Source organism: Bacteroidota bacterium (assembly GCA_018698135.1).
Lineage (GTDB): Bacteria > Bacteroidota > Bacteroidia > CAILMK01 > JAAYUY01 > JABINZ01.
The window spans coordinates 21,508-34,550 of record JABINZ010000274.1 but is presented as its reverse complement, the minus strand read 5'-3'; the positions used below and the strand labels follow the sequence as shown (position 1 = coordinate 34,550).

The 13,043-nt window shown below is 34.8% G+C and carries 7 protein-coding genes and 1 tRNA gene; 6 read left to right on the top strand and 2 right to left on the bottom strand.

Going from position 1 to position 13,043, the window contains the following annotated elements; genetic code table 11:
• Positions 1–93 precede the first annotated feature (93 nt).
• The 3 genes from HOG71_16900 (at position 94) to HOG71_16890 (ending at position 3,147) form a co-directional block, all read left to right on the top strand.
• A complete protein-coding gene (locus HOG71_16900) occupies positions 94–759 on the top strand; it encodes a hypothetical protein (protein ID MBT5992526.1) in 666 nt (221 codons plus the stop codon).
• Between the two features lie 28 nt (positions 760–787).
• On the top strand, positions 788–1,183 hold the full coding sequence (locus HOG71_16895) for a DUF4878 domain-containing protein (protein ID MBT5992525.1): 396 nt from the start codon (positions 788–790) through the stop codon (positions 1,181–1,183).
• A 149-nt stretch (positions 1,184–1,332) separates the two neighbouring features.
• The gene (locus HOG71_16890) at positions 1,333–3,147 is read left to right on the top strand and encodes an ATP-binding cassette domain-containing protein (protein MBT5992524.1); all 1,815 of its coding nucleotides are present in this window, start codon (positions 1,333–1,335) and stop codon (positions 3,145–3,147) included.
• Here the strand turns inward: HOG71_16890 and HOG71_16885 are convergent, their stop codons facing one another.
• Complete coding sequence (locus HOG71_16885; protein MBT5992523.1) at positions 3,148–9,441, bottom strand: PKD domain-containing protein; 6,294 nt, start codon at positions 9,439–9,441, stop codon at positions 3,148–3,150.
• Between the two features lie 331 nt (positions 9,442–9,772).
• Positions 9,773–9,844 (bottom strand) — tRNA-Arg (locus HOG71_16880).
• Between the two features lie 214 nt (positions 9,845–10,058).
• On the opposite strand from HOG71_16880, the gene HOG71_16875 reads away from it, so the two are divergent.
• From HOG71_16875 to HOG71_16865, 3 genes are read left to right on the top strand one after another with little or no spacing between them, the layout of a single operon-like run.
• Positions 10,059–11,543: a hypothetical protein gene (locus HOG71_16875; protein ID MBT5992522.1), complete on the top strand. Its 1,485-nt coding sequence runs from the start codon at positions 10,059–10,061 to the stop codon at positions 11,541–11,543.
• Positions 11,488–12,138 carry a phosphoribosylglycinamide formyltransferase gene (locus HOG71_16870; protein MBT5992521.1) on the top strand — a complete coding sequence of 217 codons (651 nt, stop codon included), beginning with the start codon at positions 11,488–11,490 and terminating at the stop codon, positions 12,136–12,138. Before HOG71_16875 ends, HOG71_16870 begins: the two co-directional genes overlap by 56 nt.
• Before the next feature lie 42 nt (positions 12,139–12,180).
• Positions 12,181–12,957 (top strand): 3'-5' exonuclease, encoded by a 777-nt coding sequence (locus tag HOG71_16865; GenBank protein ID MBT5992520.1) that lies wholly within the window; start codon positions 12,181–12,183, stop codon positions 12,955–12,957.
• Positions 12,958–13,043: the final 86 nt, after the last annotated feature.

Below are 13,043 nucleotides of genomic sequence, written 5' to 3'. Positions count from 1 at the left end.
ATATAATCATAAATTTAAATATGTGTATTTTTAATTAATATAAATATTTAATTATTATTGAATGAATCAAAATAAAAATGATACATTTACATAGTGAGTAATAATAATGGATTTTTCTTACATAAGCGATATTTGCTAATTCTAATAATTGTCATAGCTTCTGTTGTTGGACTTTTTATTATTTACAAAAAGGTTGAAAGGGATCAATTAATACAAAAAAATAAAGATCAATTCCTGCTCCATGCAAACCTACATGGTGGTGATTTGATTTTCCGCAAAGGAAGAAGTCTTGCAAGTCAGGCAGTATTAGTGACGGATAGAAGTACTGAATACTCTCATGTGGGTATTGTTGTAAACACAAACAATCAATTTAATGTTATACATGCTGTTCCAGGTGAGTCTGAATCTGGTATCGATTATTTGATAAATGAATCAATAAATTCATTTGTTGCAGGGAACAAGGCTTCAAAAATAGGTGTTTATAGATGTACTGAAACAAGCTTCTTTGAACTACAGAAAATAGCCAATAAAGCAGTTTGTTTATATAAAGACAAGGTTGAATTTGACAATGAATATGATTTGTCTTCTGATAGAAAAATGTATTGTACTGAATTGATTTGGAAACTATATAAACTGATTGATATTGATTTAATCGATAATCAGTTCGATTTGCTGCAAATTCCAGTAGTTGGAGGCGATTTTATACTGCCTGGTAGCTTTATAAAAAGCACACATTTAACAAAAATATATGAATTCTAATTTTTTAATAATCTATAAAAACTAAACAATGTTAAGATCATTAGTATCAATGCTTATTGTAGTGTCTTTTTTCGCATTAGTATCATGCGGTGGTGGAGGAGCAGAACCTTCAGACACAGTAAAATCATTTGTTGAAAAAGTTGAAAAAGCTGATTATGAAGCTGCATTTGACTATTTGTATTTAGGTGGTCAGGAAATGGATGAAGATTCAAAGACAAAATTGTCCGGTTTATTAGCCATGGGGAAAGCTGAAATGGATAAAAAGGAAGGAATTAAGTCAATGGAAGTTATAAGTGAGGAAATTGCAGAAGATGGAGAAACTGCAAAAGTCGAAATGAAATTTATCTATGGTAATGGAGATGAAAATACAGAGAAATATCGGCTTCAGAAAGACGGAGATGATTGGAAGCTTAAAATGAATTAATTTACATTTATTCTAACGCTGAAACTTCGTTTGAATTCAACGTGGTTTTGGCGTTTTTTAATTAATTTCTCTTCAATTACTGCCATAATTTCTAGTTCTTAACATTTGCATACTAATTGTTAATTGATAGGCTCAATTAAGACTTTATTATGCCTCATCATAGTTCAACAGACTACAGCCATCTAAACAAGAAAAAATTCAGTAAACAAGGATTCAATGATGTATGGAAACTTTTCAGTTACATCAAACCCTATAAGTTTGAATATGCACTTGGATTGCTGCTTTTATTAATCAGTAGTTTGGCTAATCTGGTGGCTCCAAAATTATTAGGGAATATTGTTAATATTGGAAATGAAGGAGGGTTAACATCTGAGCTTAATCGAATTATACTTATTCTAGCCATAGTTCTGGTCGTTCAAGCTATTTTTTCCTACATAAGAGTAGTTCTTTTTACAAGAGTTACAGAAAAAAGTGTTGCTGATATTCGAAAGAATACATACAATCATATATTAAAACTTCCATTGAGCTTTTTTGATAAAAATAGAGTAGGAGAACTGAATAGCCGTATTTCAGCCGATATTTCGTTAGTTCATGAAGCATTTACATCATCGCTTGCTGATTTACTCAGACAACTAATTATAGTATTAGGAGCAGTAACAATATTATTGTTTGATTCTCCAAAACTGACATTATTCATGTTAGCTATTGTTCCTGTTACAATGATTCTGGTTTATTTCTTTGGTAAATTTATCAGGAATTTATCTCGGAAAGCGCAAAAAGGAGTAGCTGAATCTAACGTAATTGTTGAAGAAACTTTACAAGGAATAAGAAGTGTAAAATCCTATACAAATGAAATGTTTGAAATAGCACGTTATGCTAAAAAAATCAAAGAGGTTGTTAAGTTTGGAATTACAAATGGAAAGTATAGAGGAGATTTTCATTCTTTTCTAGGGGTGGCCATGATGGGAGCTATCATAGCTGTAATTTGGAAGGGATCAATAATGGTAAGCGCAGGTGAAATTAATGTAGGCGATTTGGTAGGATTTCTTTTTTATACTTTTCTGATTGCTGGTAATATTGGAGGAATGGCAGCTGTTATTACACGGATTCAACGATTTGTTGGAGCTACTGAAGATCTTTTTGAAATTCTAGAAAATGATACAGAAGAAATAAGTGATGATATTCATATTGATTCAGCATATGAATTAAAAGGTGAAATTAAGATTGAAAATCTGTCATTTTCATATCCTTCTCGAAAAGAAGATACTGTAATAAACGATCTTAATTTGGATATTAAAGCTAATCAGCTAATTGCTTTAGTAGGACCAAGTGGTGCTGGAAAATCTACAATTGCTGCTTTATTACTTCGTCTTTATAACCCTGATGAAGGAAATCTTTTTTATGATCGGTTAAAATTCAGCGAAATTCCATTATCTCAATTGCGGGCACAAATAGCTTTGGTTCCTCAGGATATATTTTTATTTGGTGGCAGCATTAAGGAAAATATTGGATACGGTAAGCCAAATGCAACTGATGAAGAAATTGTTGAAGCTGCTAAAAAAGCTAATTGCTGGGAGTTTGTTGAAAAATTCCCAGAGAAACTGGATACTATAGTAGGAGAGAGAGGAACCCAATTATCAGGGGGACAACGTCAAAGAGTAGCTATTGCCAGAGCTATATTAAAAGATCCTAAAATATTAATTTTAGATGAAGCTACATCCTCATTGGATTCTGAATCAGAAAGGCTGGTACAAAATGCTTTAGAAGTTTTAATGCAAGGACGAACTTCTATAGTTATTGCTCATCGTTTATCCACAGTTAGGGCTGCTGATCAGATTATTGTATTGGATCAAGGTCATCTTGCTGAAAAAGGAACTCATGACGAACTCATGCAGGTTGAAAGTGGAATCTATCGCAATTTAAGTGAACTGCAGTTCGCAGAATTCACTTCTTCTACCAAATAATCAATATTTAATAATTTTTACCACTTCAGTTTTTTCATTACTGTTCAGGTTAATGAAGTATATGCCGTTCGCCAGTACTCTCATGTCGATCAACTTTTGATTCTCATTATTAAAGATTTCTTTCCTCAACAGTTTGCCATTTAAATCAGTTAGACTTATTGTAACATCCTTCAATATTTTATTCGATTCTATGTAAATAAAATCTTTAGTAGGATTCGGATAAATCAATAAATCGAAATTGTTTTGTGGATCATTAATAGAAACATTATGAATGAAAGTAATCGTGACTGAATCATATCCGTCACAGTCATCTATCAAAGCCTTCACCCAGAATATTGTAGGATTATCCAATCCTATTTCTGTAGTATCAATTACAATGCTGCTTGTTGTTTTGCTATTAGACCATAAATAGGAATCAAAGCCATTTCCAGCATTTAATTTAATAGATTGATTGTGATAAAGTGTAGTATCATTACCCAGATTGATTTTTGGAGATTGTTTCACCATGATTGAATTTTCAATAGTATCAGGACAGTTATCAGCCGTAATTGAAATCAATTTTACTTTAAAGTTTCCAAAAGCATCATAAGAGTGTACAGGACTGCTATCTATTGATGTTTCTCCATCACCAAAAGTCCATTGATAATCCATATCTCCTGCAAAAGTTGAAGTATTTTCAAAAACAAAGGAATTGCCTTGCTGGCATTGAATACTATCCATTATTGAAAACATGGCTACAGGCATCGGATGAACTTCTATTATTTGAGTAACAGTATCCTTGCATCCATTGGATGATGTTACAATATGTGTAATCAAAAATGATTTTGTGCTTTTATAGGAATGACTAGTATTTTGCAATAGATTGAATTTCCCATCACCAAAATTCCAGAAATAATTAGTAATTGAACCGCTTGTAGCTTTAGAATCATCAGTAAAGTTGAAGACATTATTTCTGAAACAAAGTGCAGTATCACTAATAATCATACCTGCCTCTGGTTGAGGAATAACATCTGCTTTTCGTGAAGAAGTATCGATGCAACCAAAACTGGTAACCACTTTAAGCCGAATTGTATAATTTCCTGAAGCAAGGTATTTATGTTTTGGGTTGTATAAATCACTGCTGTCTCCATCTCCAAACTGCCAATAAGTATTGGTTATTGATCCAGAACTGACAGATGAATGGTTATCCATATAAAATAAATTACTGCGAAGACATTGTGGATTCATTCCTTGTGTAAAAAATGAAAATGGACGAGGATGTATAATAATCCTTCTTTCCTTGCTTGCTTTGCAGCCATAATTGGAGCTTGCAGTTAGCTTTACTTTTAAAGTTCCTTCAGTTGTATAAGCATGAGCAGGAGAGTGCAGAGTTGATTTATCAAAATCGCCAAAGTCCCATGAATTACTGAATGAACCTGATGAAATGGTTGTATTATTCGTAAAGTCAAACAAATTTGCATTCACACATTGAGCACTGTCGTTAATACTAAAAGAAACAACAGGATGTGGACGTACATAGGCTAATCTACTCAAACTGTCTTTACATCCATAATTAGAAGTGGTTATTAATTTGACAGTATAGATGCCAACACCTAAATACTTTTTTGTAGGTGATTTGCTCGTACTGAATGTATTGTCTCCAAAATCCCAGCTATTGGTGTAAGTGCCGGAAATAATGGATGAATAATTACTATACATAAAGGAATTTGCATTTAAACATTGATCACTATCGTTGATAATAAAATAGGTTCCTACATTTGGTCTCACGTATACTTTTTTGCTGATACTGTCTTTGCAGCCATAATTTGACTCTGTAACTAGTTTCACATCATAAATTCCTGTAGAAGCATAGGTTTTCGTGAAGGATGTGTTTGTTGAAGTAGTTTGATCTCCAAAATTCCAGAGGTTATTAAATGTTCCTGATGAAATGCTGGAATTATTTGTAAAAACAAAGCTGTGACTATTCATGCATTGAGAACTATCATTTATGGAGAAATCAGTTATTGGATTTGTCCTAACAATTATGCTTTTGTTTTGACTATCTGTGCATCCAAAATCTGAAGTGGTTACTAATTGAATAGTATAGTTTCCTAAGTTAGTGTAAGATTTTGTTGGAGATGTATTTGTTGAGGAACTGTTGTCTCCAAAACTCCACAAACTAGTAAAGCTTCCACTGCTTATGCTTGAACTATTATTGAAAACAAATAAATTATTCCCCAAACATTGTGCTGAATCTGTGGTGATTTGGAATGAAGTAACCGGATGCACATATACATCAACAGTTTTTATTAAACTATCGATGCAACCTGTGTTGCTTGTTGTAACAAGTTTTACCTGATAGTTGCCTTCAGAATTGTATGTATGTGATGGAGAGCTAGTTGTCGAAGATGAATTATCTCCGAAATCCCATAAATTAGTGAGGGTTCCATACCCAAATGTTGAGTTATTTGTAAAACTAAAACTATTTCCCTGATAGCACATAGCTGTATCACTCATGCTAAAAGCAGTAGTTTGGTTTGGTTTTAGAATTACATTTTTACTGATACTATCTGTACAGCCATAAGCTGAACTGACAATTAGTGTAACAGGAAAAGTATTGATACTTTGGTAGGAATGCGTAGGTGAAATGGATGTAGAATAATTGGCATCACCAAAACTCCAATTACTTGTGTAGCTTCCTGATACAATGCTTGTTGTATTGCTAAATTCAAATGAATTTCCTTTGAAGCACTGGTTATTATCATTAATAGTAAAGTTTGCTACAGGAGTTGGATATATGGTAAAACTAAGTGTGGCTGTGTCATTTTGATGATAACTGTCTGGATAAACTCCATTGATATAAGATGGAAATACCTTGATGGTATAGGTAGTTCCCATGCTGAATGTATGAGTTCCCAGAACGATTTCGCTGCTGTTACCGGTGGCCAGACTTCCTGTCCAGATGTAAGATGATTGATCAACGCCATTTATCGTCCACTGAACGGTATCGCTTGTGAGGGTGGTAACACCATAGTTATTGAGTTTTACCTTGACCGTCTGGGTCAAATCACAATAAGGGGCTGCCGGACTAATGATAGAGGATACACCTGCATCGTATTGGAAATTTGTAAAAATGATCCTTTTGCCAGTAGGATTTTGTTCAGTGGTAGGATATAATATCCCTCCAATATTAATTCCATTTGCGGAAATTTTAGCGTCAACAGTGTCGAAAATAGTTGCAGAGCCAGGTATATCATATGTTATCCAAATATAGCTAGTACCAGTAGGCATACTGTAATTAAGTGATGTAAAGCTTGCTATTCCTCCAGTCAGACTTGTTGCTGAACCTATCATATTTGCTTTTGAAAAAACAGCGGAAGTTGTAAAGTAGAGCTTAACATCGGATACATCTGAATTGTCGGTGTTGTTAGCCGCAACTTCTAATTGGTTTAAAGGAAGTGTTCCACCTGTTCCAATAACATTCAGGTCAACTCTGAGAATAGGGTTATCCGTTGAATATCTGTACACATAATCTACAGTTGGCTGGCTAAAACTGATAGAATTTAATTTTTTAAGCGGTGCAATTATTCTGATATCACCTGCTGGTGAAGAAATTATAGGTGTATTTGTTACCGTATTTCCAGCAGAATCCCACTTAATTTCGATGCATTGTGCATCCAGATATTCGCCAACTGTCGCATTGAATTTTATATCAAGAGTCAACCAAAAATACACGCTTCCGGTATCCAAAATCTGGCTACCTGAAATTGTAAATGTTGATGAAGGTGTGCTGGCTGTGCTGTCAAAAAGATTGCTTGTGTTGAAAGTATCAATATTAGCAGTATAGTAAACCTTGGCTGTTCCATTAATGTTGGCGTAGTTGAAAATGCCAGCAGTATCAAATTTAAACTGGGTGATTTTTGCAGCTGCCAAACCACCAGTGGTATTTACTTTGATGCCAATGATCATTTTGTTTAATGTCCCTGCCGGTGTAGCTGAAGTGTCAGGTTGAATACAGCTTGTACTTTCCAACATGATAGGCAATTGATCCTGTATTTTAGCCACAAATCCATCTTCTTGCCCTGATTGACTGGTTGAATGTGTTCCACTCGTGGCAATTGCATTGGTTGAAAATGTTAAGCCGCTGATGTAAATATTCCCAATGGTATCAACCGTATTGGAATAAATCATATCCTGCAGGCTTCCGCCAAAATAGCTACACCAAATGGGTGATCCAGAAGTAGTGAATTTAACAATCAAACCATCTTGGCTACCACCTCCATAGGTTGTTTGATAACTTCCTGTGGTAGCTAAACCTGAAATGGATGAAATTGAATCTAAATAGCCAGTTACAATTAAGTCGCCATTTGAATTTTGTGATAATTTACTAAAAACCTCAGTACCACCACCACCAAAATATGTTCCCCATTGTCTGGTACCTGATTGGTCGAATTTGACTAAGAATGCATCATAACTACCGCCCGCATGAGATGCTTGATACGATCCGCTGGTACTGATGGCACTGGAAGATGCTGATATGCCTGAAGCGTAAACATAGCCGGAATCGTCAGCGATTACTCCTCTGCAATAATCATTGCTTGAGCCACCATAGTAAGTAGCCCACATGACCTGTGTTCCTGTACTGTTAATCTTTGCAATAAATCCATCTTTGGATCCTACCGATCCACCAAATGAAGTCTGGTGAGCTCCTGTTGATGCAATGCCAACAGATGATTCACAACTTCCAGCTATATAAACATAATTACTGTCATCCACAAAAACGGCATCAGCTTGGTCGTGACTGGCTTGATTACTACCTCTATTACCACCAAAATAAGTTCCCCAAACCAATGAACCTGAAGGACTGAATTTGGCAACAAAGGCATCATTATAGGCATTTCCTGTACCGCTAGCTGAATTTTGAGTTTGGTATGCCCCTGTGGTGGTAATGGACTGACAACTACCAACACAATTGGCACTTCCTGCGATATAAACATGACCGCTTTTATCCAAAGCCAGTGTATTCAAACCTGTATGATCGTTTCCTCCTGAGGCAAAATATGTTCCCCATTGTCGGCTTCCTGCTGAATTAAATTTAGCCAGAAATGGATTATGATAGGATGAACTGGCTCTGCTTGCTTGGAATGCACCTGTTGTTGCAATTCCTGAAGTGGATTCTGCACAGCCGGCTACATAGGAGTCTCCATCTTTGTTGGTTACTATTGCATTTCCCTGATCATTATCGCTACCTCCATAATAGGTTCCCCAAACTCTGGATCCATTAGCATCAAGTTTTGCTACATAGGCATCGCCTCCCCAGTTATAGTGAACTGCTCCTCCCGCATAAGAACTTAAATGACTTCCTGATGTGGCAATATTTGTTGTAGAAGTAGTTTCTCCGGTTATATAGACATTTCCTGCAGAATCTGTTGCAACCCCATTTACTTTATCTCGCCCACTGCTACCATAATAGCTGGCCCAAACAACATCTGGAACAGGATCAATGACCAAAGTATTTTGTGTATTATAGGAACCATCAAATCCAAAGATGTTATTTTTTAGCTCCTTGTATTCAATATTAATAAAACGACCGGTCTCAAATTCATAGCTATAGGGGATGCTTTCATGGAGTATTCCGTGTGTGGTTTGAATATTAACTTTCCCATCCTTTAATATGTTGTTTTCACTACCAATGTATTTCCAGCGAATTACAGATAGGTCAGCTCCCGGATGCAGAATAAATTTATATTCAACAGGTGTTTTTGTTCCTGCTTGGGCAATAAACACAAGATCTATCCCTGGGTACAAATTGATATAGCTTACTTTTTCAAAATGCTTTACCAAAGTAGCACCGCTTTCAGCTAATGATGTTGTATAATAATTGAGGTAATCGCCAGCTGGATTTTCACAAATTATCTGTGGAGATGTGTTTGCTCCAATAAATTCGATATCAATACGCTGAGAAACTGCATAACGTTCAATAATGTCGTCTTCCTGCAAATCGTCAAAAAGAGAAGTAGAAGCATGTTCTTTTTGCTTGATAACATAACAATCATAACTAAAGCTATTTGCTTTTAACTGAACATTTAATCCCGGAAGATTAAGCAAATATTTTACATCCGGATTTTGTTTATTATTTTGATCAATAATTTGACCTTTGTTTTCAATGAAGCCGAGTGAAGGAGCTTCCTGTCTAAAACTTGTAGGTTTTATGGATTGCCCCAAGCTGCAGTTTACACTAATTATACAAAACATAATAATTAGGGCTACATAATTTGAAAACTTAGAATTTTTGAAAGAATAATGGAGTATCATAGTTTTGAGTTTAATTTTGACGAAATAATATTGTAGGGAAAAACAATATGGAGAAGACGTATGTCTTTGTATTTCAGCAGTTAGCAGTTTCGCTATTCGTGTAACCAAAGTTAAGTATTTTTGATAAGAAAATATGACTTTGTGCAATTTTTTTTCTTTTGGATTAAATCTGTTTAACAGATAGTAGTATTGGGTATCAGTGATCTTTTAAAGACTACTAATTGTTACCCTAAAATATAGTTTTATGAAAAATTTGGTTTTTGTGAGAAGAGTGATACAGCTTACTCAAATAAAATTAAAGCAGTATTAGTGTTATTTATTATCAGTTTAGCGACCTCATCGGGATTCGAACCCAAATCTTCAGAACCGGAATCTGAAATTCTATCCATTGAACTATGAGGCCAATAAAATTAAATACAAAGTTAAACGAATATTCAAATTTCAATTCTCCTGAATAATAATAATCGCACAATAAGACCAAAATTTAATATCAATGTCTAAAATTCGCTTCCAATTATTATTTTTATCTATGAAGAATACTCTTTACAAAACGCTTAGTATAAACTCAAAATTTATCTATTTTTGTTTTATACAAATTAAGTTTTTAGTTGTTACTAATGTTTAAATCCACTATACATTCGATTTTATTTGCAGGAATTATCCTTATTGGTTTTTCTGCTTGTGAAGATAATATCAAGGGAGAATTAATCCCGAACAAAGCTCCAGAAACCTACACCACTGTTGATACAATCATGCGCTTTGGTGAAAATAGGTTTATCACACAAATAGCCATTAATTGGTGGGGAGACGATCCTGATGGATATGTCAGCTCTTTTGAGTTTTCCTTGGATAAAATTATGTGGAAAGCTACACAACGGCAGGATTCCGTTTTTTTGGTGAATATCCCACAAGGTCAGGATACTTTTGATTTTGCTTTTTATGTTCGATCAGTTGATAACGAAGGGATGGTTGATCCATCACCGGCCTATATTGTTTTTCCTGTTAAAAATTCACCTCCCAGTGTGAAATTTGAGTATGCTGTTGGAAATCCCAAACGTAAGCCTGATAATTCATTCCCCATATTAAAATATACCTGGAAAGGAAGCGATCCTGATGGCGATGAGAACATTGCTTTTTATGAACTATTCTTAAATGATACATCCTCAAATCCAGTTGTTATAGATGCTGTTTTTAATTCAGTGATTTTAAAAGCTAAAAGCAGCAATGCAATTACTGATTGTGAAGTGCTTCAGGGTAATAACCTGACATTGCATACCAATACTTTGGAGGGAATGCTATTAAATGATACCAATGAATTAATCATACGAGCTGTAGATATTGTTGGCGAAAAATCGGCTTTTACCTATTCCTATAAAATATATGTCCGGAAACCAAAGTCAGACGTGTTGCTGGTCAATGCGTATTCGTCCAGTATTGTTACACGCGAGAACTTTTATGTAAATAATCTACAATCCATTGGCATAACTGATTTTGATGTTACACGTTTACAGGAAATTAATAGTGAACATTATACCGAACTGGCACCAGATAATATCACCCAATCCATGATTTTTAATCTTTTTGAGACCATTATTTGGTTTGGGAAGGATATTGATTTTTCCATGTCGCTGGCACAACGGACTACAAGCGAATTTTTTGCAAAAGGAGGGAAGATGTTTATGTCGGTTGAAATTGCCTCATCTATTTCAGAACAGGCTGGTTATCTCGATTTTTCACCCATGGATTCCTTAGTTGGTTTGCCTCCCGGTGTTATCGCTTTTCGCTTACCCAAAGGATCGGATGTTAATAAGTTGCATACGGGATGGCCTGATTTAAAGACCGATCCAAATAAATTTATAGCCAGTGCTCGTCCTTTCTATGAAGATTTCTCATCAACTCCACTGTATGATGCAGTTATTACGAAATCAACTTCATCGGGCTCCACCATTTGGACGGGAAAATCGACAGTTATGGCAAAAAGAGCTAATACATTGGGCAAAACAACTTTCATTATTTCATCTCTTGAATTACACAATTTAGATGGGAATGGAAATATTAGCGAGCTCTTTACAAAACTTTTCATTGACGAATTTGAACTCTAAAAGCGAGCCCTTGTCTGTAAAAAACATCGCCATATTTGCTTCTGGTAGTGGCTCTAATGCTGAGAATATTGCTAATTATTTTGCCAAAAATGAGCAGATTGCCCTTAAATGTATTTTTACGAATAATCCTCTTGCAGGAGTTATAGAACGGGCCAAAAGATTGGATATACCTTATCATGTATTTGATAAAACAAGCCTGCAACAGCGCACTGATATTATCGACAAATTACAAACAGATAAAATAGATTTAATTGTGCTGGCTGGTTTTTTATGGAAAATTCCAGATACTATTATTCAGCTTTATCCACATAAAATTATCAATATTCATCCGGCTTTATTGCCTAAGTATGGAGGAAAAGGGATGTATGGTGATAAAGTTCATGCCAGTGTAAAGCAAAACAGAGACAAAATCACAGGCATTAGCATTCATTATGTGAATTCCTATTATGATGAAGGACAAATTATTTTCCAAAAATCCTGCACTATTGATCCAGAAACAGAATCCGTAGATGAAATAGCTCAGAAAGTTCATGCCTTAGAATATGAATATTTTCCTATAGTGATTGAAAAATTGCTATTATCAAATAAATCCTAATAATTCTTCAAAATTTTTCAACTTTGCTGCAAACATTAAACTATGTCAATTAAATTAACAAAGCCTTTAGCATTATTCGATCTCGAAACAACGGGATTAAACGTTAGTACCGACCGAATTATCGAAATATCCATTTTGAAACTCATGCCTGATGGTAAAAGAGAAATCCTAACACAACGGATTAATCCTGAAATACCAATTTCTAAGGAAAGCTTAGAGATTCATGGAATTTCAAATGAAGATTTAAAGGATGAACCTGTTTTTGCAAAAGTGGCCAAAAGTCTTGTTAATTTTATAGGAAATGCAGATTTGTCTGGATATAATGTAGTGAAATTTGATTTGCCCATGTTTGTTGAAGAACTACTTCGTGCCAATGTCGATTTTTCTTTGGATGGAAGAAAGGTGGTGGATGTACAGCATATTTTTCATCGAAAAGAAAGGAGAGATTTAGCAGCAGCTTTTAAGTTTTATTGCAATAAAGAAATTATTAATCAACATTCGGCTGAAGCAGATATTGCTGCTACAGAAGAGGTTCTTCAAGCTCAGGTATTGCGTTATGACGATATTGGGGACGATATGGAAAGTCTATATGAGTTTACGGGCAAACAATTAGAAAACATGGTTGATTTAGCAGGACGAGTTGTTTTAAACGCTGAAGGAGATGCTGTATTCAATTTTGGTAAACATAAATCCAAAAAGGTTTTTGACATTTTCGAAAAAGATCCCGCCTATTATGGTTGGATGATCAAAAATGATTTCCCGCAACATACCAAGCAAAAACTCACTGAACTGATGTTTAAGTGGAAGCAAATGAAATAGTTGAGCCAGCATCTTGCTTAAGACTGCTTTTGATTTTTCGTTTATTGTACAGATACGGTGAGGATAGGAGATAAACCATCATGAAT